Raw genomic sequence first — 23,964 nt, forward strand, 5'->3', positions numbered from 1 at the left:
TTTTTTTATTGAATAATTGAAAATTTTTTGCCTCCTAAAATAGCAGCATACTTTGAAAAACTACTAGAATACATGCCGTCTAAACGCAGCATAACCACCTCATCACTTTCTACCATAAAATAGAAATCTGAAAATGTTTTTAAATGGGATTGATTAGCAGTTGTAGTTCCTTTTGAAAAATCAACATGTTCCGGACTGCCTGCTAAAACATTATACTTTGTGTTTCTTTTAATATACTCTAAAAAAAACGCACTGTCTGAAAGGACATAAATAATTTTGTCAGGATGACTCAAAACATTTTCGTCGATCTTTTTCATAATCTTATGAATCAGTAGCATTCTTGCATCTACATTTAAGACATGCCGAGTAGTATCGTTAAAATCACCCATTAAACTTGTAAAACGCAAGTGAAAAACCAGACGTTTACTAGAAAGTAAACTTACTAATTCATTTTCTAGGAGCATGCTTTTACGAAATAATTCGTTAAAATTACTCCTCCACAGCTGTTCATTGTCCTTTTGCGAATTTTGTTTATAAATTGTAGCTAAATAATCGACATTAGCATACACTAAATAATTTTTAGATTTTGTTTTTTTTATTTCGTCAATTGGATTGCAATCAAAATTATTCATCAAATAAAGTACCTTAGTATCTAAGTAATTAAACTTCATTTTATTGCTGTCTATTTGCCAAGAAACAGCATTGGGTTCTAAAAAAACGGCTAAATCAAAAGGATCGTTGAAATAGATATGAAAATCATAACCTAAAATTTTAGCTACTTCATAAAAAGAAACAATCCCTTTTATTCGATCTAATAAGCCACCATGAGAAAATAAACCGTCACAGCAAAAGATAATTTTAGGTCTTTCAGTAATTTCCTTTTTTTTTAATACAGATATATAACGCAGGTTTACCCGAGTTGTTTTGTATCGCGTACTAATTTCGTTTTTGATTTTTTTAATCATTTCGTGAATTTACTATTTGTTCTTGTACGACTTTAGCATACTCCACAAAATACTTTTCTTTAGTAAAATGATTTTCCCATAATTCTCGATTGCCACGTTGCATTTCTTCAAACTGGACATTCGTTAGAGAATTATGAAACTCAATTATTTTTTCAGCTATAGTATGTTCTTCCCCTTCCTGTATAATTAAGCAATGTCTTGTCCAATTAATTTTTGATTTGAATGGCAATCTGCAATCCGTATTAATTAAAACAGGAATTCTACCTAATGCTAAAGTCTCATAGAATCGCACCGAAAAATTACCTGTTCCTCTCAAACAAAAAACATATTGATTTTCAAATATATTCTTGTAAAAGGCTTTAGAAGTGCGATGTCTATCCGCCTCTGTCACTACACCTGCGCGGTATTTTTTACGAAAAATAAAATCTGTTACAATCCCTTTATTTTTTTGAATGCTTTTTAAATAAACATTTCTATAATAGCTAGAGGGATAAAATTTTTGATAGTCCGTATTATCTTTCCCAATAAGACGCAATCCATTTCCTTTAAGAAATAAAATAAATTCTTTAATGAGTTTTACGACTTCTCCATTAGCATGGCCCACAAATCCAATTTTCGGTTGCTCGGTTTTAGATACTATTTTAAATTCTTTATTTAAAAATAATAAAGGATCTAAAAAAAAGGGAGGCATCATTTCAGTTCGGCTGTCCATCTGACTATCAAAACCACTTAATCGTAAGGTATAAATCAAACTATTCCGTCTGGTCGTGCCAAAATCTCCTGTAGAAAATAGTAGAATCGGCTTCCCGTTTTGTACCGCTTCTGAAATAAAAGAATCTAGATATTCCTTTTGTTTAGCACTCTTAAAATACTCAATTGCTAACGGTAGAACAGCAAAGTCAGCGTCTGGCATATCATTCTTCAACTCATAAATAGGCGTTACCGTTCTAGATTCTACAGCCAAAAAGTCTAGCAAAGGATTAATATAGCCCTTACTATGGTCAAACTCATTGGTTGGTGCAGTATATAAATAAATCATTATGAATCGGTTTTAGACTGCAACAATACAGCAGCAATTAACTCGCTACTTTCCTCTAACGGATGTCTTACCACCCTTTCTATCCATACCTTTCGTTGGGAGGCTATAGCTAAAGGGAACTGTAAAGCTTCGTTTAATTTTTCTAGAATTGCTTTTTTATTCGCAATCCAACCTACAGCATCTAAATCTCCCATAGATCTAAAATGCTGAAAATTATAAATCGTCTCTACATTCCAATGCTCTGAATAGGTTTGATTGTAATTCAAATACAAACAGGGTTTATTATAAATAGCAAAATCGTGCGCCATAGTAGAACCAATATTCACCACCGCATCACAATGAAAAGCTAAGTTGACTAACAATGATACGTCTTCTACTTTTGGAAAATTACTGCCCCAACCTTCTCCATAATTTTTCCACACTGGTTCTATCGCAGTAATAAAACTGGAGTGTTTTGCAAGTATAGCCGTAAACCGATTATCGACATCCGCTGGGCTTTTTCTAAAAATGATTTCTGGGCGCGTTCCAGCCTCCATTGTGGCAACTGCATCAGCTACATCTTCTAAATACTGATGATCATAAGGTGAACTAAGAGCGTCATTTCCGCTAAAGCAGAGCCATTTTTTTGCAACATCTAAATTATAAATCGCAGCAAACGCTTCTCTAGCAACGATAGTGTCCTTGTTTGTATAGAATTCAAACTGCGGCGTCCCAGTAACAACTACTTTTTCAGGAGCTATTTCAGGATAATACAACTCCATTTCCTTTTTCATATAGTCTGACCATACTAAATAGTAATCTGCTTTTACCGCTAAACGTGCTTTGGGCAAATTATCCCACGAATATATTGCGCTAACCACTTTGATTTTAAGCGCATTTGCAGCTAAACATACCGGCATCAAAGCGGCAACACGTTGATGCGTTATAAAAACAACAGTAGGTTGCAGCGCTTTTAATTGGTTTTCATAACTAGCTATCATTTTAGAACTCCAAAAAGAATCGCTTATCTTTTCTAACCAAAGAATTCGATTGTACTTTTTTGAAGCCCAAAGTCCTATACTTTTTGAAATCTTTTTTTGAATTACTTGCTTAAAATTAATTCCCTTATTATTCCAATTAAACATAATAGTAGGATTGTCAACTAATTTCGCATTGTTTAACAATCTTGCATAGGTCGCTGACTCAGTAGCTATTTTAGTAACTATACTTTGTTTTTTTAAAGGTAAAAACTGATGGTCAATTTTGATGTCGTGTAGCTTTTCTACAGATTCAAAAGCTTCTTTCGGAAGAGAAGACCAAACGCATACCGTTGCTGCTTGCTTCGCATGTGCAATAATATCCGAATACAAATAGTTGCGAACCCCCACTCCATCGGGAACTAAAAAAAGAATTCTATTAGGCTTGCTGGTCATTAAATATACTTAATTCAAATTATTAAAAGACATTACTTTATTTTGCATAAACATCCCCAAAAGAAGTCTGCAAAAACGCATCCTGCTGAACTATTGCCATAAACTCGATATAAGACATCCAATTATTTTTAAAAACCATGGATTCCCCTATTGAATAATTAAAACTATTATAGCCTAGGTTTTGTAACTTATCAAGGCACTTGATAACAGTATCAGTCATTTCTGGAACATTATATTCAACAGAAATAGTTCCCGTTTTTTGGCTTAGTCCTTCTAAAACGGCATATTCATATCCTTCAACATCAATTTTTATAAACGATGGTTGACCATGTTTTAAAATTAACTCGTCTAAAGTAACAATCTGAACCTCCTCTTTTTTAGTCCAAATAGATGTCTTGTGCCGTGTGTTTTTTACTTTTTCAATATAATCTCCTGAAAAAGTAGAAAGTACTGAATGATCTGCCTCGTAAAAAGTTTTTAGTTCCCGTTTTGCACCTAGCCCTACTGCTTCAATTTCTACATTCTTAAATTTATTTTTTAAATAAGCAACACATTTTTGCTGTGGTTCTATTGCAACAACTTTAGCTTCTAGAGATAAAAAAAGGGCTACTCGATTTCCGTAATTAGCCCCAACATCAAATACTAAATCATTTGGCTTTACGAACGCTTTGTATAATTCTACGCCTACTTCCATAAAATCTTTATTTAAAGGATTTCCTTTATCACTTCCTTTAATCGCTTTTACAAAGTTCCATAACCCAAATTGCATTAAAACAGTCTTTATACGTTTTTTACTATTTTTACTTATCATGATACTATTTAAAAATTTAAATGTCTCGAAATTGTTTTTGATGATTTAATTGCCAAATTTCCATTTTATTTAGTGTTTCTAAAAACAATTGCGCACTATTCCCTTGGCCAAAATCAATATCCGAATGTACTACTTTATGAGAATCTATACTGCTTAATGCTTCAACTATACTTGCTTTTTGATAATCTACATTTATGATATCAGCATGAACAGCTCTATTTTGTTGCCGTGTACCGATATTAATAATCGGAATCCCATAATAGGGAGCTTCTCTTATTCCGGCACTGCTATTGCCTATTATGAATTGGCAGTTTTTAAGTAGTGTTAAAAAATATTCAAATCGCAAGGAAGGAAAAACCCTAAAACGAGGATTCTCCTTCAGCTTTTCATACGCATTGATTATAAATTTACTTCCTAAATCATTATTGGGAAAAATCACAACATAATTATGGTCGTCTTCTTTTATCGCATCTACGAAATCAGCTGTATATTGTTGCATTTCTTTAGCCTCAGTAGTAACGGGATGAAACATTACAATGGCATAATCTTCAAAAGAAATACCATAATATTTTTTTGCAATCGATAAATCTGGAAGCGTATCTGAAAACATAATGTCAATATCAGGTGACCCAATGGTATAAATAGACGATTTCACTTCTCCCATTTGCTCCAATCGTTTGGCTGCATCGGCATTAGAGACAAAATGAACATGACTCAATTTACTCACGCTATGCCGAATCAGTTCATCGACCGTTCCTGAAATTTCCCCACCTTCAATATGAGCTACTAAAATATTATTCAAAGAACCCACGATAGCACCAGCAAGTGTTTCTACTCGGTCACCATGTACGATTATCAGATCTGGATTAATGTTTTTTATAAAAGAGGAAAGTCCTTCAATAGTTTTAGCCAGTGTCAAATCCATAGTGGACTCGTGCGTATGATTTTCAAAAGTATGAACGTTTTTAAAGTTGCAACGCTCAATTTCTAATAAAGTATAACCGTATTCCTCCTGTAAATGCATTCCCGTAACAAATACAAAAACTTCATATCCTTGATGCTTTTCAAGAATAGAAATTAGTGATTTAATTTTACTAAAATCGGCTCGTGTGCCTGTAAGAAAAAGTATTTTTTTCATTGAATTCTTGAAATATTTTAGCCCATTTGCTTAAAAAAAAAATCTCGACTGCGCTCGATTTGACAAGCTCTAGTAATCCAGTTCATTGTCCTGATTGTATTTATGATGTGTGGCATTTCTACATTCTGACAATTCCTGTAATTTATCAAAATTTTCATCTATTAAGCACTGTTTTTTTGCTCTACTCCATTTTTTTATTTTCTTCTCAAACTCAATAGCTTGATTAGGATCTGTAAAGTTCTGGTAAAAAACCAATGTTACAGGTCTTCGAGAATGAGTATAAGCTTCTGGATATTTCGCTGCAGTATGTTCCAATACTCTCCTTTCAATATCAGAAGTAATTCCAACATATAAAGAATTATCGTTGCATTTCAGAATATATACGTAATAGAATTTCATAATCTATTGCTTAAAATGAATCTCGACTGCGCTCGATTTGACAATATATCACTCTGTCACGGCGAGCGCAGTCGAGACGCTACATTACATCATCCCAAACCAATTGTTCATCATTACCAATGTCTCTTGTCGCCATTTTTCCTAGTACATCATTAAAATGTTCCGCCAATATTTTTCCCGTTCCGGGGCGTTTTACCCATAAATTATCTTTAGTCAAAACTTCTCCTTTTCTAACTGCTTTTATGCTACAAACCGTTGCAAAAGCAAAATCAATAGTTACCTGCTCTTCTATCGCTGGTTCTTTAATCCCGCCACGCATCTGTGCCAACTCAGCACTATTGACAATCAGTTCACGAGTTGCTTGTTCGTCCATACTACAAATAATATCTGGTCCAGTTCGATTCATGTGATCGGTAAAATGACGTTCTAAAATAGAAGCTCCCAAGGCTACCGCCCCTAAACAAGCATTATTATTTAGTGTATGATCCGATAAACCGAAAACTTTATCCGGAAAAGCATTATGCATTTCCATCATGGCGCCTAGACGAACTAAATGAATAGGTGTAGGATATAAATTAGTCGTATGCAGCAACGCTACCGCTACATTATGTTTGTCAAAAATGGCCACCGCTTTGCGAATACTTTCAATAGTGTTCATGCCAGTACTCAAAATTATAGGCTTGCCAAAAGAAGCAATATGTTCTAGTAATGGATAATTATTACACTCTCCCGAACCTATTTTGTAGGCCGGAATATCAAACTTCTTTAGTCGTTCAGCAGCTGCTCGGGAAAAAGGGGTCGAAATAAAAATCATTCCTTTACTTTCTACATACTCTTTTAACGCTAACTCATCTGCTTCATTAAGAGAGCAACGTTCCATGATTTCATATATCGAAACTGTTGCATTTCCTGGAATTACTTTTTTGGCAGCCCCGCTCATTTCGTCTTCTACAATATGGGTTTGGTGTTTTACTACTTCAACACCTGCACGATGTGCCGCATCCACCATTTCTTTGGCGACTTTTAGGGAACCTTCGTGATTAATTCCTATTTCGGCAATGACTAAAGGAGGATAATCTAATCCTATTTTTCGTCCGGCAATTTCTATGTATGGATTCATCAATTGAGTTAAGAATTATGGTTTTTAAAAAGATACGCTGCGTAATCTAAATCCGCTTGGGTATCGATGTCAACCGTCGCAAAAATATGATTTACTTCGAAAGGAAACGCGTTTTCGGTTATAATTTTATGTTCTAAAATGGCTTTTGCTTTAGTGATATACAACAATCCATTTTCATAATACAAGGGCTCTAAATCCTGACTGCGTTGCCCCACTTCATAATTGTAAGATATAAAAGTCTGCTGTTCTATTCTTCCTAATTTCTGGTGGTTTCGGGTAACGGTAAACAAACTATCACAATTATTATTTTCATAATATTCATAGGCTTCTTTCAGCATATTTTCAGGGCGCAACGGATTGGTTGGTTGTAATATAATAACATTTGCAACAGCAGGAGTAATACTTTTTAAACCCTGTTCAATCGCTGTAATAGTAGGTTCATAATCCCCCGATAAATCATCTGGTCTATCTATTACTTTCGCGCCATAGTTTAATGCCACTTCTTTTATAGCGGCATTGTCTGTCGAAACATAAATTTCATCCACGATAGCGTGATTCTTTTGCGCATATAAAATAGAATGTGCGAGTAATGGAATTTCTCCAAACTGCATCACATTCTTATTTGGTAATCGCTTCGATCCGCCACGAGCGGGGATTATAACTATTGTTTTACTCATAAATACTATGTCTATTTGTAAAATCTTTCAAAAATAAGGGCTTTATTGCTGCTAATTCTTTCTCTGATTTATCCCACCAATTTAAAGCTTCAATTTCGGTTATAATGGCATCTGAAAATCGCTTTCTGATAACTCTTGCAGGAACACCCGCAACTATTGAATAAGGCAAAACGTCTTTTGTGACTACTGTTCCTGCCGCTAAAATAGCACCATTACCCACAGACACATTGCCTACAATAATTACACCATGACCAATCCAAACATCATTACCGATAACAATTTTATTATTTTCTTTTAATTGTTTTAATTCACCGTTAAACAAATTAGAGTTGATATAAGTGCTCATAAACGAGATAGGATGATTGGCCGCATGCAAAGCTACATCTGCACCTAATTGGCAGTACTTACCTATTGTAATATCACCTCCTAATAAATTATTATATCCTAAGGTAGTTGCATAACCTATTTTTATAATTCCCGAAAAATTACAACGATCAGGCACTATATTTTTACCTTCAAAAATTACATTTTGAACGCCGCGTGAAAAACCAGATAGTGTTACCTTCCCTTTTTTTTCTGGCATATTCAATAAGTAGTAAATTACCTTTTTTAAAAATAAATTTATCATCGTATTACCATTGATTAAATTATGATTTTCAGTTTTTTTAGTACTTTTACTAAAAATATTTTTACGGAATAAGGCAATAGATTGATATTGAAAACGTCTTTTTTAAGATTATGAAAACTAAAACTTTCTTCTGTAAACCCTTCTAATTCTTCATTTTTTTTTATTACCCAATCCTTTTCTAACACATTCCCCATATGCCATACATAAGCTTTTGGCGACGACAAACGAAACAAACCAGTTTTATCAAACGGAATGTCTAAATATATTGATTCTGACCCACCAGACACCGCGATATTGCATTTCTCTTTTGGCACATATTTTAAGATTGGTGTTTTTCTAATGGAACAGCAAAAATGTCCTGCTCCAATAATATAATTTTCTTCAGAAACACAAAAAACATAAGACTGAAATTTTTTTTCTGTAAAACTTGAATTCTGCCCTGTACTTTTATGAAAATGTTCTAAATCACTAAAATCGCAAATTGTGCTTGTTTTTTTTCTTTCGAACAAAACTGCAAATAGGTTTTTTATTAAGGTCGAATCAGCGTGAGTATAATTTCCTGGTGTTGGATTCATTGAAACAAAACCTGCTTTGGAGACGTTTTGAAACATTGCAAAAGTTTGCTTCAACCATCCTTTATCAAAAAAAACATCTGCGTCTGAATAGGTAACAAATTCTTCAAAACTGGCTCGGGTTTCAGCAATTACAGCATTCATCTTGCCAACATTTTCATTGTTAAAAACTGCCCTATCCACTTTCCCATCTCTGCATAAACTATATATATACTCGTTAACCTCAGCTGATGATCCGTTAGAAACAATTGAAATCGCAGTATCTGAATTAATCGTTGCTACTAAAGAGTTGATACAGACTTTAAATACATTTAAGGCATCTTTAAAGTATCCTTCTGCATTGGGGATATAAACAGGAATAATTACCCTATGTGATGTTGTGCTTATATCAACTACTTTGTGACTATTAGGGTTACTTCCTATTCTCATAATGATTAATAAGTTTTGTTATTCCTTCTTCTAACGACATCAATTCTCTTCCTAAAATATTTTTCATCTTAGTCGTGTCTGGGCATCTTCTAGTCATATCCCCTTCTTCCAAAGGAGGTAAATGGATAATTGAAGAATTAGAATTCGTTATTTCTATTACCTTTTGGGCTAAGTCTAAAATGGTCATTTCTTTATCACTTCCCACATTTAATACATCATTGACACATTTAGACTCCATCATCGCTTTTATACAAGTGTCAATATTATCGTCTACATAACAAAATGATCTAGTTTGTAAACCATCACCATACAAATAAATAGTCTCGTTTTTAAGAGCTGCTTTAATGAATCGTGGCACTACAAAATCTTCACTTTGATTTGGACCATAGGTATTAAAAAATCTAAAAATGGTATATTCTAAACCATATTCTTGGTAATAGGATTTAAAGAAAGCCTCTCCTACATTTTTAACAATCGCATAAGGCAATCTAGAGTTTAATGGAGTTGTATTTTCGTTTTGAGGAATTTCAAACGGTTCCCCATACACTTCTGATGAACTGGAATAAAACACGCGTTTCACTCCTGAATTTTTAGACAACGATAAAACGTTTTTTATTCCTTCAATATCGTCAAGTACCAACATCGGATTCTCCAACGTACGTTGTACCCCAACTAATGCTGCGTAATGAAATACATAATCAAAATTATACCTGCCAAAAATGGGAACTATATCATTGTAACTATTCGTGTTTGCCTTAATAAAAATTACATTATCCCGTTTTGGTATTTTGTTCAAGCTACCGGTTGAAAGGTTATCTACGATAACTATCAAATTATTGGGGTTTGCTGCTAATTTACTGGCAATAGCACTCCCTACATTTCCTGCGCCTCCTGTAATAAGTATGGTATTTGTCATTATATTTTTGATGCTTTTTTAATGTAATAATGAGGATATAAATATAGAATATATATATTTAATTTAATTTTCCTTGTTTTAGATACTTCATTATAGGTTCTCAAACTAGAAATAGCAAGCCGTATCGCAATTTTATAAAGAGTAAAAAAATTACGCACTCCCATTTTTTTGAAATTTTGATACATTTTTTTCTCAATACCAATGTACTTTTCAGTTTGAATGGACAAGCGATTCTGATGATTATAGTCTCTATAATATCCTAGTGGAGTATCAATATAATAGACTTTATGTCGGTAAAACATCCGTTGATAAAAATCAATATCTTCTCCTACTTTTATCGTTTCGTCAAAAAGCAGATCTGGTTGAAAAACTATCTTTCTAATTAAAGGTGTTGGCGACTTTACTACCCAAACACCCAATGCATTCCAAAAAACATTTCCAGTACGTTTGTGTGCCTTTTCTTTACTGGCACCAATTTTCTCCCCCGTTTCCTTTCCATTTGCGTCTATCACCAGGGCTGACGAGTGTACACAATCAATATCATTCATTTCGTCCAGTACTTGAACTTGCTTTTCTAATTTATTAAGAACCCAACGATCATCATCATCTAGAAAGGCAATATACGCTCCTTTTGCTTTACTTATACCAAAATTTCTTGCAGAGGACAAGCCTCCATTTTCTTTATAATAATAAGTACAATTTTTATACTTACTACAAATGGTCTTTGCATAATTTACAATTGACCCATCATCAATCACCAATATTTCAAGATCGTTAAATGTTTGCTCCGAAACACTATTAATTGCTTCTTCAAGAAATTGCTCGCGATTATGCGTGGGAATAATAACACTTACTAACGGATGTAACATGTTTTTTTAATTTTATTCATTACCCGTTTAAGGATACCAAAAAGCGTTTCTCTTCTCGCTTGATTAAGCTGTCTGATCATTTGATTCATTTTTTTGTAATCATCATAAAAAACACCATAATATTCTTTGAACATCGATTCATTTTCTACAACTTGTACTTCCTGATGCAAAACATTATTGCTAATTCCGGATAAGTCATAAACCGTTAAAGGAAAATTTATATGTTTAAAAATAAACTGATTACTCAAAAAACATTTTATATAAAAAGCTCGATCTGAAACTATTTTGTACTTCTCATCATAAAACCCCATCGCATCAAACACTTCCTTTTTAAAAAAAGTACTTTGATGCGGCAACGAACTTCGCACAAAAAATAAAGGAGTTAAATATTCTGGATAAACTTTCTCCCCTTTTTCAAATTTATAATCCCCATAAATTATATCGCCAACAAAATCAGGATGCAAAATAAAACTTTCTAATGCTGTAACTCCATTCAATACATCACCGCTATTTAAAAACAATAAATATTCACCATTTGATGCTTTTATACCTTTGTTCATAGCATTGTAAATACCAGTATCAGGTTCGCTAATTGAATAATTTATTCTATCCTTGTTCTTTGCCAAGATCGCTTTACTTCCATCAGTAGAATCACCATCGATCACCAAGAACTCAAAATTTCGATAATTTTGTGAGATAACTGATGCTATGGTTTTCTCTAAACCAATACAATTGTTATAATTTATAGTTACAATAGATAAAAATGGTTGCATGTACATTTAACGGTATTAAATTTCAAATTTAATAATTTGAAATCTTATTATAGATAGCGGTATATAATTCTGACTGCTGCTTATTAGTAAAATGATCTTGAGCGTACTTTCGAATTTTATCGCTCTTATATTCTTGTTTATTGTCACTAAATTTGATTATGGCTTTAGCTAACGCAAATCCAGTAATTTCATTAGCCAAGACACCAGTCAAGCCTTCTATGGTATGTTCTGCAATACCGCCAACATTAAAGCCAACGATTGGCGTTCCGCAAGCAAAAGATTCAAGCATTACATTCGGCAAATTATCTTCTCTGCTGGGCAGGATGAAAACGTCTGCCATAGCATAACAGGCTGCCATTTGGGAAACAGAATTTATTTCTCCTAAAGCTCTAATTTTCAAATTATCAATTATTGGAATATTCCCTTTACCAACAGTCAAAATAGTACAATTCAACTCTTTAAGAAAAGACAAGGATTCTAGCAGCAAGTCAAAACCTTTTCGTGGATTGTCTAGCGAATCTGAAACAAAAAGAAGGACAAGTTCAGTACTATCAATTGCATATTGTTTTCGTAAAATAATTTTATCCTGAAGCTTAAATACACCTAAATCTATCGAATTAGGTATGCAAACTTTATTAAAATTTAAAAAAACTTTACTTTGCTTTGCTTCCTCATATAACCATTTAGATGGCGTTACAAATGTTCCTTTATCGATACAGTCAAAACTGCTCTTTTTTATTCCTTTTATATTGCTATCAAAACTCTTAGCGATTTCTAAATTTCTAATTTCATCGTCCTGATAATGAAATATCCCTTGAAATGGATTCATATCATGAAAGGTCCAAACCATAGGTTTTTTACAATTTAAAAAAAAACTAGGATAATCAACTATTCCATCAATCCAATGTAAATTTATGATGTCAGCCGCTTTTACCAAAGGATGTACGTGAAGTTTATAGCTTGAAAATGGCAAAGTAGCAATCTCACAATCTAATTTAGGTTCTAAAACACTAAACTCTTTTATTAGTTTATCCTCGTAGGAAAGCGAAAAAAAAGAGACTCCTTTATTTAGTATTTTTCGTAGCAATGAAGGTCTTTTATAAGTAAAAAAATCGTCTGTTAAAACCTCGTTATTATAATCAATAGAAAGGTTTGTGGAAACAAATGCAGACTCGACCCCATCTTGACTTAAAGCTTGATGCAAACGAAGCGCTGCAATTCCTGCTCCACCTTTTGACGATCTAGTAATATGAAGTACTTTCATTTACTTATTTATTTTTGCTTTCAACTCTTGATATATTTTTCGTGAGAATTCTTTAAAATAACGTTTAAAATAAGTGTAAGAATAACCGTAAAACACAAAATCTACTATTACCCCTAACCAATTTTTAACTACTATTCTTAACCCTTTCTTAGGCGTAGCTTCCCATGAATGATCCCACAGATGTACAGCGTAGCTGTTTACAGTTGTATAAGTAGTATAATCTTCAGCTCGGTTTTCATACGGTAACGGATAGAAATATTCCGGACTAAAAATAATTTCATTTTTATCAATGGTCTTCTCATTGATTGTTGGGCTGAAGGTATGTGTTATAATGGGTGGCGAAAAAACGTTAAATTCAGTTGTACTATAAAAATCAAGCATTTTCTTTAAAAACAGATGTTCCTTTTTTGCTCCAAATAAACCAAATGCAATTCTTTCTGATACTTCTTCACCAATAAAAAAACTATAATCTAATAAATCATTAATTGGTTTCAACAGCAGCATATCAGTATCTAAATAAATGCCGCCCTGCTCAAACAAAACGCTGGTTCTAATGTAATCAGCGGCAAAGGCATACTTTTTTTTTCTCAATGCATTTTTATAAAATGAATTTGAATACTGTTCTGAATTAGTCTCATTCCATTCTATTATTTCAAAATCAGGGCACTGTTTTTTCCAACTACTAATACAATCTTGGAATAGTTCTGATTTTGGATTTGAGCCAAACCAACAATAATGGATTACTTTAGGAATCATTTTAAAATAAAAAGTATTACTTGTGTTTATAAAGGAAAAAAGACTTCAAAGCCAATTTGAATACATCATAATTTTGAAATTTTAAATTATAAGTATGTCTAACACGTAAATAATTGAAAAAATCTACTGGATAATATCGTGTTTTTTTCAAGAAAAAGCTTCTAACAACATTTGTTTCCAGCTTTTCTAGAAATGAACTAAATCCAACATTATCGAAAAAACCACTGCGATTGGCATCCAGAATCTTGGTTTTTAAAGCACTAAAAAAAACAATATCTTCAATGGCAACTCCCCCTTTACCCCCAATTATTTTCACTAATCGACTGTACTCTTTGTCATCTAATTTGAAATCTAATATCCGCAACAATTCAATTTTAGCAAGAACAGCTAAATCTCTTTGTTGTATGAATTTTTTCTGCGAAATTTGTTTATCATGTACTCTATAACGCAATAACAATTCTTGAATGTTATAAAATTTCCCCTTAGAAATTAATTGTACCCAAAGGTGATAATCTTCGGCAGGCTCTTTAGAACTATCATATTTTATATTGTTTTCAAGTAAAATACTATTTCTAAACATTACAGAAGGATGAGCTATTACACAACTTTTAAGCAAACCTAACTTAATGTCTTCATTAGTTTCAGGCAGCGTTACAACTTGGTTAGAACCTATAATACTATAATTTGAACCACACAAAACATATTCAGGATTACGGTCTAAAAAAGATAGTTGTTTAGCAAATCGTTCTGGTAAACTTATATCGTCTCCATCCATACGAGCAATATACTTCCCTTTTGCCATAGATAAACCTATGTTTAGACTTTTTGTAAGACCGCTATTCACCTCTTTTTCAACCAAATTAATGCGAATATCATCATACGCTTTAATAATAGAAAGTGTCTGATCTGTTGAAGCATCATCGATGATAAAAAACTCAAAATTAGCATACGTTTGATTCAGTATACTATCAATTGCTTCTTTTAGATATAGCTCGCAATTGTACACGGGCATGATTACAGAAATGAAAGGTGTCACTATATTCTTATCCACGATTCTGGTATTAAATCCTTAGTTTTCTCATTTGCATCCGTATTTAGAAACCATTTTTTGGGCGCAATCACAGTCTTTTCCGAAAATGAGTTTAACCAGGCTCCCCACCAACTAAAAGAGCTGTTGGCAATTATATTATGACTGCAATGAGTCATCAAGAACATATCTTTCCAGCTTGCGCTACCATTATTTTCGTCAACAAATATTTTTTTTACCAGTAAATCTGCAAATTCTTCTTTGACCCAAGCGATATCATCGGAAAAAAAGACATAGGTTAATCCTTTGCTTTTTTGTTCCATTCGATGTATTGCCTCTAAATAATATTCCTTTGCGCAATTACCATGAAACTGTTGTGTAAGTTTATCATTTACGTAATCCCCTCTACGAATATGTACTGACACTGTTTCAGTATTATTAATTTCTGCAAGTATATTTTTGTTCTTTTCGTCAAGATTCATTGTAGAAAAGGAAAATAAGTCTTTTACAAAACTTTCGAAACCTTCTAAATAATGATAACTTTGAAAATAACCTTCTAAATAAACAGGTGCTTTTAATTTCAAAACCGCAGCATCATATTTTAAAGAGGGCTCCATAAAAACCATTGGGTAATTTAGTCCATAGTATTTTTTCAGTTGATTGAATTTTGATAATTTAGTAAAACAATCTATTTCTTTTAGTGTTACAAATTGATAGTGATTATCAAAAACTGAAAGTTCAAATTGCCTTGGCGTAAATCCTTTGCTTTTCTCTGTGTTTTCAAAAAAACTGTCTTCGATTTTCACATTCGATTTGCTTTTCAAAGCCAATATACTAGAAACAGCATATTGAAACATTTGATTCCCTAATCCTCCTTGAAGTTTTACAACAATCATTTTTTCTTTGCTAAAACCTGGAATCCAAAACACAACAATTCAGAAGAATTAGTATCTATATCACTTAAATTTTGAAGTGTATTTGTTATCTGATAAATATTCTTACGATCATTTCGTTTAAAATCTACTCCACTATACGTTTTTGCTACACTTTCTAACCTGTTAATTTCCTGAGCTAAATATTCGAAATAATTCCCGTTTGACTTCATTTCTATCAGTTCAAAACCAGTACGTTCTAATTCTTTTTCATAAAAAAACTTGCTAAAACCAGTATAATAATGAAAAGGCGCAAAATGGGTAAGACTACAAAAAGGAGCTGTAAGAATTAAGTAACCATCTTTTTTTAATAACCTAGAGAGTTCAGTAAAAGTCTCTCTAGGATTAATAATATGCTCAAAAACCTCAGTACACATAATAGCATCAAAAGAATTATCCTTTTCCGGAATGCTAGCAATATCTGAAATGATGTCTAGTTGACCATAATCCCAATTTTGCATTTGCAAACCAGAATCTAAATCTAATGGTTTATATTGTGCAAAATCTTGAGATACATAATCTAAATGTTTACAAAATTTTTTGAATTGTTGTTCTCCTGCTCCTGCATCCAAAATACGACTCCCTTTGGGGATTTCCTGTAGCACTTTTTCAAGCCAAGTTACCCTAGTAATTTCATTTAAAGTTCCAACAGTTGTTGAAACTTTTGGTTTTATAAAAAACCGCCTTATTGTTTTTAAATTCATTTTATGACTTTTTATTTGAATAAATGAATTATTTTATATTTCAAAAATTTTTTAAACGAAATTGATTTATATAAATCTTCTGCATTTGTAATTATATTAGACTTTGGTTTTAAATCAATTAAATCTAGATCGAATGTAATTTTTTCAAAGCTATTTACTTTTACCGATTCTATTTTATCAAACCACTCAAAACCCTGAAAATAAAATTGTTTTAAATCATTTATCATTGAATGATATTTCAATTCACAAGTTCTATAAAAAAACTTTTGAATGTCTTTATATTTATTTAGTTCACTTTCTTCTTTTGTCATCCAATAAATAATTCCTTTTTTCTCTATGGCAAACAAAATATGTTCGGGGAAATTATAAATATAATCATAATAAATAGTCGGAAATTCGAGATAACCTTTTTTTGCAACACGCTGAATTTCGGACAAAAAAACATCAGCATTAGGGACATGCTCAAGCACATGAGAACAAATAACGTAATCAAATTCATTGTCTTTAAACGGAAATCTACCACCATCATAATACACAATATCCTTTTCTGTTTCAAGTATGCCAACATGACCTGATTGAGCAATTCTCTCGTTATCATTCTCGTACAACAATTCTAAAAATACATCTGATCTAAAATGGGGTGTAGCACCAGGTCCAATTTCTAAAACTTTATCGTTGGGTTTAATTGATTTTATTCTATCTGGAAAAAACATTTGAATATCTTTATATTAATTTATTAACTTCTTTTTATCTTCACCCCCCCTTACCATCGCTATCTTTATTTACTATAGTATTTGCTGAAATTTTTAAATCCTTACCGTTTCTAAATTTAAGAAACCTTACAATTAGCAATATAACTTATTCACTTACAATTCTTTTTTAACTTGCATTCTCATTTGATCCACAATTACTCCACTTTTATTGTTAATAACGGAATTTTCTTGTTCATAAACCATATCGGAGATAGTTAAAAAAACATCTTTATCTATATATTCAATCACTTCTGAGCCTCTTGAAATACCAATAATTAATTTATATTGACCCTGATTAAATTTTATTTTATCCTCTATGAAAGTCGCCGAATAAACCCCTGGTTCAAAATCATTAGGGAGTGACCAGGTTGTTCTAAGGGGAGTGTCTAACATATCCGTCATTCCAAGTGCAATAACTAAATTTTTTGTTTCTTTGTTAACTGTAAAAAAAATTTTTACCTGCCATGATTTGCCAATAGGTATTTCATTTATCAAATTCCCATCAATATCTTCAATACACAGCTTAGTAGCATAAGCATTTTTTGTATCAGACATTTTAGTATTAAGTATATATTCTGAATCATTTAAAACGGACTGGCTTAAATAACAATTTAAAACGTCTTCAGTATTGCCTTGCATAATAAATCTTCCATTCTGCAACAAAATACATTTAGTACATAGCTTTTGAATTGCCGCCATATTATGGCTCACAAACAGCACCGTTCTGCCGCCTTCACGAGATATATCCTGCATCTTGCCAATCGCTTTTTTCTGAAACTCGGCATCACCCACTGCCAAAACCTCATCGATTATTAAAATTTCAGGTTCTAAAAATGCGGCTACAGCAAAAGCCAGTCGCACCGTCATCCCGGAGCTATAACGCTTTACAGGAGTGTCAATGTACCGTTCACAACCTGAGAAATCAATTATTTCGTCTAGTTTTGAAGCGATTTCTTTTTTGGTCATACCCAGAATGGCACCGTTCAGAAAGATGTTTTCTCTACCGGTCAACTCCGGATTAAATCCCGTTCCTACTTCGAGTAAAGAAGCGATACGTCCGCGTGATTTTATGCTTCCCGTTGTGGGTGCAGTAACCTTAGATAATATCTTGAGTAAAGTAGATTTTCCAGCTCCATTTTTACCTATAATACCCAATACTTCTCCGCGTTGCACCTCAAAATTAATATCTTGTAATGCCCAAACATAGTCGCTAGAACCTTTAGTAGAACGGTCATTAGTATCCCCAATCTTTAAGTACGGATTTTCCTTTCCGCGTATGGCATGCCACCAACGGTTCAGGTCATGACTCAGCGTACCTGTACCTACTTGACCAAGGCGGTATTGCTTTGAGATGTTTTCGGCTTTAAGGATGATGTTGTCCTCCCCCCGGCCCCCTCCAAAGGAGGGGGTGACTGAGTGTAATTGAATTGGTTTATCCTTCATTTCTTTACTGTTTATACAGCTTTCTTACCTTTCTATAAATACGTACTGTCTTTACTTCTTCTTCTACGAAGAAGTTAAGACCTCACTGAAATTTTTGTTTTTATAATACTACCCTCGGAACTGAGCCTAATTGAATTGGTTTATCCTTCATTTCTTTACTGTTTATACAGCTTTCTTACCTTTCTATAACTACGTAATATCTTAACTTCTTCTTCTACGAAGAAGTTAAGACCTAACTGAAATTTTTGTTTTTATAATCTACACGCTTATAACTTTTATCAAAATGACATAGTACTATCGATACGTTTACAACTTATTTTCACAAAAATAAAAAGCTATCTTTTAGCTTCTCGATTTACAAAAATTTTTCTATATACACTTTTTCGATTCCTTGTTTCAAAGCGATCGAATTTTCCCACCCTAGTGAACTAAGTCTGGATACATCCATTATCTTTCTGGGTGTTCCATCAGGTTTTGAAGTGTCAAAAATAATTTTTCCTTGAAAGCCTACAATCTCTTTAACCATAGTGGCCAAGTCGCTAATACTTATTTCACTGCCAGAACCAACATTTACAAAACCCCCATCGTCATAATTTTGCATTAAATACACACAGGCATCTGCCATTTGAGAAGCATGAAGAAATTCCCTTAATGGCGTTCCCGTGCCCCAAACTATAACTTCTGGTGATTTACTGCTTTTTGCTTCATGGAATTTTCTGAGTAGCGCCGGAATTACATGTGAGTTTTGCAAGTCGTAATTATCATTAAAACCATATAAATTACTAGGCATTGCCGAAATGAAAGAACATCCGTATTGCTTTCGATAGGCTTCGCACATCTTGATGCCCGCTATTTTTGCTATAGCATAAGACTCATTTGTTTCTTCTAACAAACCCGTCAAAAGATATTCTTCTTTTAATGGCTGCGGCGCTAATTTTGGATAGATACAAGACGACCCTAAAAAAAGTAATTTTTTAACGTTGTTTTTATAACTTTCATGAATTACATGCGTCTGAATAAGTATATTTTCATAAATAAAATCAGCACTGTAGGTATCATTGGCCACGATCCCTCCTACTTTGGCTGCAGCCAAAAAAACATACTCTGGCTTTTCTGATTCAAAAAACATTTTCACGGCGAGTTGATTAGTTAAATCTAATTCCTGTGAAGTTCTTGTAATAATATTTACAAACCCTTTTTTTTCGAGGTTTTCAACAAGGGCACTACCCACCATTCCGCGATGTCCTGCCACGTATATTTTTGAATTGAATTCCATATCCGGTAGCTTTTTATTTAAAATTTTTAAGATATTTTTCTTTTCTAAACAGTTCTACATCTGCTTGAACCATTTCTTTAACTAACATCTCTAAAGTATATTTTGGTTGCCAGCCCAATTTAGTTTTGGCTTTCGTACTGTCTCCTATGAGCAAATCAACCTCCGTAGGACGAAAATAAGCGGGGTCTATTTGAATTACCTTTTGCCCTATTTCGAATGAAAACTCAGTATTGGAAGACGAAACAACCACAGCAACTTCATCAATCCCTTCTCCTTGAAACGCAAGAACAACTCCTACCTCACTAAATGCCAATATAATAAAATCTCTAACCCTAGTTGTTGTTCCGGTCGCAATGACAAAATCTTCGGGTTGATCGTGTTGTAAAACTAACCACATAGCCTCTACATAATCTTTAGCATGTCCCCAATCCCGTTGAGAGTCAATATTACCCATATACAGGGTTTTCTCTAATCCAAGAGCCATCTGCGCTATTCCTCGAGTAATCTTTCTAGTCACAAATGTTTCTCCGCGCATTGGACTTTCGTGATTAAACAAAATACCATTGCAAGCAAACATCCCATAAGCTTCACGATAGTTAACCGTTATCCAATAAGCGTACATTTTTGCAACAGCATAAGGAGACCTTGGATAAAAAGGAGTCGTTTCTGATTGCGGTACTTCTTGAACCAAACCGTACATCTCTGAAGTAGAAGCTTGATATATTTTTGTTTTTTTCTCTAAACCCAATACTCTAACGGCATCTAAAAGACGAAGCGCTCCTATACCATCCGTATTTGCGGTGTACTCAGGGATATCAAAACTAACTTTAACATGACTCATTGCCCCAAGATTATATATTTCATCGGGTTGCGTCTCTTGAATGATTTTAATTAAATTAGTAGCATCACTCAAATCACCATAATGCAAAATAAAATGCTGATTTTCTTCGTGGGGATCTTGATAAAGGTGGTCAATTCTTTCAGTATTAAACGAAGAAGCTCTTCTTTTAATTCCATGAACAATATATCCTTTTGAAAGTAAAAATTCTGCGAGATAAGAACCGTCTTGTCCTGTTACTCCTGTTATTAATGCTATTTTCATTTTTCTTCTTCATTTACTAGTACTTCGAACTTTCGTTTCACGTTTCAGATTTATCAAATTATTTCTTTTCACGCTTTTATTGTTACACAGTTTCCTAAAACCCGTGCAGAGCTTCGCGTTCTGAGTCACATTTTATTGAAACAGATACTACTTTATTTTTTTTATTCGTTAGTACTCTTTGCCATGACAAAGACTCCGCATCGACTCCCCTTCCTTCGGAGGGGGCCGGGGGGAGGAATTTAAACCGTATCAATAAAACTCTTCTCCGTCTTATTAAAAATCAATACCCCTACTAAAAACACGAAAACTGTTACAATAAAAGTATACAGCAACCCAAAAACAGAAATCTGCCCCACATTCAATAACATATAACGCGCTGTTTCTATAACGTAAGCTAAGGGATTATATTGAACCAGCCATCCATAACTGGGGATTTTTTCCTTAATCAAAGCCATAGGATACATCACCGCAGATAAATACATCAGCAACTGCACCCCAAAACTGATTAGATAACTAAAATCCCTGTATTTGGTTACCAAAGACGAAATAAACATTCCCATTCCCAACCCTAAAACACCCATCAGAACAATAAGTAAAGGAAAGAGCGCCGCAGCGGCATTCAAACTTATAGCAGCTCCTTGAGCGTAATAATAAATGTAAAAAGCGATGAAGATGAGGAACTGGATTCCAAATTTAATCAAATTAGAAATCACGATAGAAATAGGTACAATCAACCTGGGGAAATACACTTTACCAAAAATTCCGGCATTGGCCCCAAAAGTGTTTGAGGTCCCCGTAAGACAGGCCGTAAAGTAATTCCAGACCGTGATTCCGGCCAAATTGAACAAAAACGGAGGTACCGTACCTGTGCCTATTCCAGCCACATTATTGAAAATAATGGTAAATATTATAGAAGTAAATAACGGCTGAATCAAATACCACAGCGGCCCTAAAACGGTTTGTTTATATACTGTCACAACATCTCTCTTTACAAAAAGAAGTAGCAAATCTCTATATTGCCATACTTCCTTTAGATTAAGGGAGAAGAACTTGTTTTTAGGTGTTATCTCAAACAACCAATTGTGATCTGTATTTTCCTGGCTATCCATGTGTGTATGCTAAGCGGCTATTCCTAGGTTAAATCTTTGTTTTTTACGTTTTTCAGCTTCGTGGTACTCTTGACTCACAAATATAACATTTCGTTCCAAATATTGTGTTTTATTTTAGATTACTAATTGTAAAATAGGGACTTTAACACATTCAAACATAAAATTTAAATCGTTTTTAAAAATAGTATTGTATTCGATTTACAAAATAATCCAACGGAACAAAAGCTCGTCTGTTATACTAATTTAGAACCACTTCACTATGATTCCATATCTTAAAAGCCGCATTATACACTTATATCAAAACTTAGGACAAAAAAAACTCATCTATTCAATGATTGCTATTGTGTACTTTTGATTTTAAATCCGTTAAACTGTGATTTCTATAGTAATCGTCTCCTAAATTTTCCTTACTTTGTTGTATCATTTTTAAAAACAAAGAAGTGTTTTTCTTTTCCAAAAATAAGCCCGTTTTAAAAGACCTCATCCCAGAAGGCCATGTTGACATTCATTCCCATTTATTACCCGGAATCGATGATGGCGCGAGAACTTTTGAGGATACTTTACGACTTACACAAGCACTTCAAGGTTTTGGAGTCACGCAGCTTATTACCACTCCTCATATTATTGAACATGTTTGGGAGAATACCCAAGAACAAATCCTTACCATAAAAACAACTACGGTTCTGGAATTAGAAAAAAACAACATTAGGATTCCTTTTAAAGCTGCTGCAGAGTACCTAATGGACGATCAATTTGTAAGGCTTTTTCGGTCCCATTCTTTATTGACGTTGAAAGACAACTACGTCTTGGTCGAAATGTCATATATAAATGCGCCCATTCAATTGTATTCCATACTGTTCGACTTACAACTAGCAGGGTACATACCGGTATTAGCACATCCCGAGCGTTACTTATTTTACCATAACAACTTTAATGAGTACGTTAAACTAAAAAGAGCCGGTTGTCTATTTCAGCTCAATTTATTGTCGGTTGTAGGGTACTACGGACCTCAAATCACTAAAATAGCAGAACAACTACTGACAAAAGGAATGTACAGCTACGTAGGTTCTGATGTGCATCATAACAACCATATTAAGGCTTTCGAACAAAAAGTAAAGTTGAAAGATTTGGCGCCATTAAAAGAAGCGATAGCCAACAATCAGTTTTTTAAGGTGGGGTAATTATGTTGCGACTTTGCTTCAACATTAAGAGAAGGTAGAAGTAGGAGGTTACAGCTTAGGGTTTAGAATGCATAGTACAAAAAATCAAAAACTGACAACCGAAGATAGAGTGTATAGATTAAAATGCACATTACTTCCTATTATCATCAGCAATCCTTTTTACCTCGCCCTAAAATTTAAAACGTCAAAAAACATTTGAAATTAAAAGGAGGACTGCCAGTGGCAGTTAGCTAGCAGCAGTCCGCGAGTTGAGCGGGAGAGGCGAACGGCTCGGGCTGAGTTTTGAGGTAGTTTTTAAGTTTTGAATTTTTAAGACGTGAAATCGGAGATTATTTCATCCGTTCGCCTTTCAGGCTCGGGTCATGAATACAAAAAAGAACAATATTAAAGCATGAATAATTTTTTGTTACCGTCACATAGAGGACAAAGGATTATATACCTTGATGCACAGTCAATCAATCCTCCAACAAAACGTAAACTCGCCCTTAAATTTAAAACGAAAAAAACAACGATAAAACGAAGTGGCAGCAGTCCGCGAGTTGAGCCTATAAGGCGAACGGCTCGGGCTGCGGAACGGCGTTTTGAGGTAGTTTTTAAGTTTTTAATTTTCAGGCAGTGAAATCGGAGATTATTTCATCCGTTCGCCTTTCAGGCTCGGGTCATGAATACA

Annotated in this window: 24 protein-coding genes; 1 reads left to right on the forward strand and 23 read right to left on the reverse strand. The window is 33.6% G+C overall.

Features of this window, described 5'->3' with window-relative positions:
- Positions 1-5: 5 nt before the first annotated feature.
- The 23 genes from AAC069_RS14600 to AAC069_RS14710 form a co-directional block, all read right to left on the reverse strand.
- On the reverse strand, positions 6-965 hold the full coding sequence (locus tag AAC069_RS14600; RefSeq protein WP_339921194.1) for a hypothetical protein: 960 nt from the start codon (positions 963-965) through the stop codon (positions 6-8).
- Positions 958-2,004 (reverse strand): hypothetical protein, encoded by a 1,047-nt coding sequence (locus AAC069_RS14605; RefSeq protein ID WP_339921195.1) that lies wholly within the window; start codon positions 2,002-2,004, stop codon positions 958-960. Before AAC069_RS14605 ends, AAC069_RS14600 begins: the two co-directional genes overlap by 8 nt.
- Positions 2,004-3,416: a hypothetical protein gene (locus AAC069_RS14610; RefSeq protein ID WP_339921196.1), complete on the reverse strand. Its 1,413-nt coding sequence runs from the start codon at positions 3,414-3,416 to the stop codon at positions 2,004-2,006. Before AAC069_RS14610 ends, AAC069_RS14605 begins: the two co-directional genes overlap by 1 nt.
- Before the next feature lie 37 nt (positions 3,417-3,453).
- On the reverse strand, positions 3,454-4,227 hold the full coding sequence (locus AAC069_RS14615; RefSeq protein ID WP_339921197.1) for an FkbM family methyltransferase: 774 nt from the start codon (positions 4,225-4,227) through the stop codon (positions 3,454-3,456).
- Positions 4,228-4,243: 16 nt separating this feature from the next.
- A complete protein-coding gene (neuC, locus tag AAC069_RS14620; protein ID WP_339921198.1) occupies positions 4,244-5,365 on the reverse strand; it encodes a UDP-N-acetylglucosamine 2-epimerase in 1,122 nt (373 codons plus the stop codon).
- Between the two features lie 69 nt (positions 5,366-5,434).
- Entirely contained in the window at positions 5,435-5,764 is a 330-nt protein-coding gene (locus tag AAC069_RS14625) for a GIY-YIG nuclease family protein (RefSeq protein WP_339921199.1), read from the reverse strand.
- 79 nt (positions 5,765-5,843) lie between these two features.
- Positions 5,844-6,884 (reverse strand): N-acetylneuraminate synthase family protein, encoded by a 1,041-nt coding sequence (locus tag AAC069_RS14630; protein WP_339921200.1) that lies wholly within the window; start codon positions 6,882-6,884, stop codon positions 5,844-5,846.
- 8 nt (positions 6,885-6,892) lie between these two features.
- The gene (locus tag AAC069_RS14635) at positions 6,893-7,561 is read right to left on the reverse strand and encodes an acylneuraminate cytidylyltransferase family protein (RefSeq protein ID WP_339921201.1); all 669 of its coding nucleotides are present in this window, start codon (positions 7,559-7,561) and stop codon (positions 6,893-6,895) included.
- On the reverse strand, positions 7,554-8,189 hold the full coding sequence (locus AAC069_RS14640) for a CatB-related O-acetyltransferase (protein WP_339921202.1): 636 nt from the start codon (positions 8,187-8,189) through the stop codon (positions 7,554-7,556). Before AAC069_RS14640 ends, AAC069_RS14635 begins: the two co-directional genes overlap by 8 nt.
- Before the next feature lie 14 nt (positions 8,190-8,203).
- Complete coding sequence (locus tag AAC069_RS14645) at positions 8,204-9,190, reverse strand: glycosyltransferase family A protein (RefSeq protein ID WP_339921203.1); 987 nt, start codon at positions 9,188-9,190, stop codon at positions 8,204-8,206.
- Positions 9,174-10,106: an NAD-dependent epimerase/dehydratase family protein gene (locus tag AAC069_RS14650; protein ID WP_339921204.1), complete on the reverse strand. Its 933-nt coding sequence runs from the start codon at positions 10,104-10,106 to the stop codon at positions 9,174-9,176. Before AAC069_RS14650 ends, AAC069_RS14645 begins: the two co-directional genes overlap by 17 nt.
- Positions 10,106-10,975, reverse strand: a complete 870-nt coding sequence (locus tag AAC069_RS14655; protein ID WP_339921205.1) for a glycosyltransferase — start codon at positions 10,973-10,975, stop codon at positions 10,106-10,108. The genes AAC069_RS14650 and AAC069_RS14655 overlap by 1 nt, the downstream gene beginning before the upstream one ends.
- The gene (locus AAC069_RS14660) at positions 10,960-11,748 is read right to left on the reverse strand and encodes a glycosyltransferase family 2 protein (RefSeq protein WP_339921206.1); all 789 of its coding nucleotides are present in this window, start codon (positions 11,746-11,748) and stop codon (positions 10,960-10,962) included. The genes AAC069_RS14655 and AAC069_RS14660 overlap by 16 nt, the downstream gene beginning before the upstream one ends.
- A gap of 28 nt (positions 11,749-11,776) precedes the next feature.
- Positions 11,777-13,012, reverse strand: coding sequence for a glycosyltransferase (locus tag AAC069_RS14665; protein WP_339921207.1), 1,236 nt, complete (start codon positions 13,010-13,012; stop codon positions 11,777-11,779).
- A complete protein-coding gene (locus tag AAC069_RS14670) occupies positions 13,013-13,768 on the reverse strand; it encodes a glycosyltransferase (protein WP_339921208.1) in 756 nt (251 codons plus the stop codon). It lies immediately after the preceding gene.
- 16 nt (positions 13,769-13,784) lie between these two features.
- Positions 13,785-14,819, reverse strand: a complete 1,035-nt coding sequence (locus AAC069_RS14675) for a glycosyltransferase (protein WP_339921209.1) — start codon at positions 14,817-14,819, stop codon at positions 13,785-13,787.
- The gene (locus AAC069_RS14680; RefSeq protein WP_339921210.1) at positions 14,804-15,691 is read right to left on the reverse strand and encodes an alpha-1,2-fucosyltransferase; all 888 of its coding nucleotides are present in this window, start codon (positions 15,689-15,691) and stop codon (positions 14,804-14,806) included. The genes AAC069_RS14675 and AAC069_RS14680 overlap by 16 nt, the downstream gene beginning before the upstream one ends.
- The gene (locus AAC069_RS14685) at positions 15,688-16,431 is read right to left on the reverse strand and encodes a class I SAM-dependent methyltransferase (RefSeq protein ID WP_339921211.1); all 744 of its coding nucleotides are present in this window, start codon (positions 16,429-16,431) and stop codon (positions 15,688-15,690) included. The genes AAC069_RS14680 and AAC069_RS14685 overlap by 4 nt, the downstream gene beginning before the upstream one ends.
- Before the next feature lie 11 nt (positions 16,432-16,442).
- Positions 16,443-17,144 carry a methyltransferase domain-containing protein gene (locus AAC069_RS14690; RefSeq protein WP_339921212.1) on the reverse strand — a complete coding sequence of 234 codons (702 nt, stop codon included), beginning with the start codon at positions 17,142-17,144 and terminating at the stop codon, positions 16,443-16,445.
- Positions 17,145-17,297: 153 nt separating this feature from the next.
- Complete coding sequence (locus AAC069_RS14695; protein ID WP_339921213.1) at positions 17,298-18,626, reverse strand: ABC transporter ATP-binding protein; 1,329 nt, start codon at positions 18,624-18,626, stop codon at positions 17,298-17,300.
- Positions 18,627-18,981: 355 nt separating this feature from the next.
- Complete coding sequence (locus tag AAC069_RS14700) at positions 18,982-19,902, reverse strand: GDP-L-fucose synthase (protein ID WP_339921214.1); 921 nt, start codon at positions 19,900-19,902, stop codon at positions 18,982-18,984.
- Positions 19,903-19,915: 13 nt separating this feature from the next.
- Positions 19,916-21,004 carry a GDP-mannose 4,6-dehydratase gene (gene gmd / locus AAC069_RS14705; RefSeq protein ID WP_339921215.1) on the reverse strand — a complete coding sequence of 363 codons (1,089 nt, stop codon included), beginning with the start codon at positions 21,002-21,004 and terminating at the stop codon, positions 19,916-19,918.
- A 239-nt stretch (positions 21,005-21,243) separates the two neighbouring features.
- Positions 21,244-22,113, reverse strand: coding sequence for an ABC transporter permease (locus AAC069_RS14710; RefSeq protein WP_339921216.1), 870 nt, complete (start codon positions 22,111-22,113; stop codon positions 21,244-21,246).
- A 440-nt stretch (positions 22,114-22,553) separates the two neighbouring features.
- On the opposite strand from AAC069_RS14710, the gene AAC069_RS14715 reads away from it, so the two are divergent.
- Positions 22,554-23,294 (forward strand): CpsB/CapC family capsule biosynthesis tyrosine phosphatase, encoded by a 741-nt coding sequence (locus tag AAC069_RS14715; RefSeq protein WP_339921217.1) that lies wholly within the window; start codon positions 22,554-22,556, stop codon positions 23,292-23,294.
- Positions 23,295-23,964 lie beyond the last annotated feature (670 nt).

The sequence above is a fragment of the uncultured Flavobacterium sp. genome, from assembly GCF_963974175.1.
Taxonomy (GTDB): Bacteria; Bacteroidota; Bacteroidia; order Flavobacteriales; family Flavobacteriaceae; genus Flavobacterium.

Coding starts and splice junctions, on each gene's coding strand:
- AAC069_RS14600 (WP_339921194.1), bottom strand. CDS start 965: ATGATTAAAAAAATCAAAAACGAAATTAGTACGCGATACAAAACAACT.
- AAC069_RS14605 (WP_339921195.1), bottom strand. CDS start 2,004: ATGATTTATTTATATACTGCACCAACCAATGAGTTTGACCATAGTAAG.
- AAC069_RS14610 (WP_339921196.1), bottom strand. CDS start 3,416: ATGACCAGCAAGCCTAATAGAATTCTTTTTTTAGTTCCCGATGGAGTG.
- AAC069_RS14615 (WP_339921197.1), bottom strand. CDS start 4,227: ATGATAAGTAAAAATAGTAAAAAACGTATAAAGACTGTTTTAATGCAA.
- neuC (WP_339921198.1), bottom strand. CDS start 5,365: ATGAAAAAAATACTTTTTCTTACAGGCACACGAGCCGATTTTAGTAAA.
- AAC069_RS14625 (WP_339921199.1), bottom strand. CDS start 5,764: ATGAAATTCTATTACGTATATATTCTGAAATGCAACGATAATTCTTTA.
- AAC069_RS14630 (WP_339921200.1), bottom strand. CDS start 6,884: ATGAATCCATACATAGAAATTGCCGGACGAAAAATAGGATTAGATTAT.
- AAC069_RS14635 (WP_339921201.1), bottom strand. CDS start 7,561: ATGAGTAAAACAATAGTTATAATCCCCGCTCGTGGCGGATCGAAGCGA.
- AAC069_RS14640 (WP_339921202.1), bottom strand. CDS start 8,189: ATGATAAATTTATTTTTAAAAAAGGTAATTTACTACTTATTGAATATG.
- AAC069_RS14645 (WP_339921203.1), bottom strand. CDS start 9,190: ATGAGAATAGGAAGTAACCCTAATAGTCACAAAGTAGTTGATATAAGC.
- AAC069_RS14650 (WP_339921204.1), bottom strand. CDS start 10,106: ATGACAAATACCATACTTATTACAGGAGGCGCAGGAAATGTAGGGAGT.
- AAC069_RS14655 (WP_339921205.1), bottom strand. CDS start 10,975: ATGTTACATCCGTTAGTAAGTGTTATTATTCCCACGCATAATCGCGAG.
- AAC069_RS14660 (WP_339921206.1), bottom strand. CDS start 11,748: ATGCAACCATTTTTATCTATTGTAACTATAAATTATAACAATTGTATT.
- AAC069_RS14665 (WP_339921207.1), bottom strand. CDS start 13,012: ATGAAAGTACTTCATATTACTAGATCGTCAAAAGGTGGAGCAGGAATT.
- AAC069_RS14670 (WP_339921208.1), bottom strand. CDS start 13,768: ATGATTCCTAAAGTAATCCATTATTGTTGGTTTGGCTCAAATCCAAAA.
- AAC069_RS14680 (WP_339921210.1), bottom strand. CDS start 15,691: ATGATTGTTGTAAAACTTCAAGGAGGATTAGGGAATCAAATGTTTCAA.
- AAC069_RS14685 (WP_339921211.1), bottom strand. CDS start 16,431: ATGAATTTAAAAACAATAAGGCGGTTTTTTATAAAACCAAAAGTTTCA.
- AAC069_RS14690 (WP_339921212.1), bottom strand. CDS start 17,144: ATGTTTTTTCCAGATAGAATAAAATCAATTAAACCCAACGATAAAGTT.
- AAC069_RS14695 (WP_339921213.1), bottom strand. CDS start 18,626: ATGAAGGATAAACCAATTCAATTACACTCAGTCACCCCCTCCTTTGGA.
- AAC069_RS14700 (WP_339921214.1), bottom strand. CDS start 19,902: ATGGAATTCAATTCAAAAATATACGTGGCAGGACATCGCGGAATGGTG.
- gmd (WP_339921215.1), bottom strand. CDS start 21,004: ATGAAAATAGCATTAATAACAGGAGTAACAGGACAAGACGGTTCTTAT.
- AAC069_RS14710 (WP_339921216.1), bottom strand. CDS start 22,113: ATGGATAGCCAGGAAAATACAGATCACAATTGGTTGTTTGAGATAACA.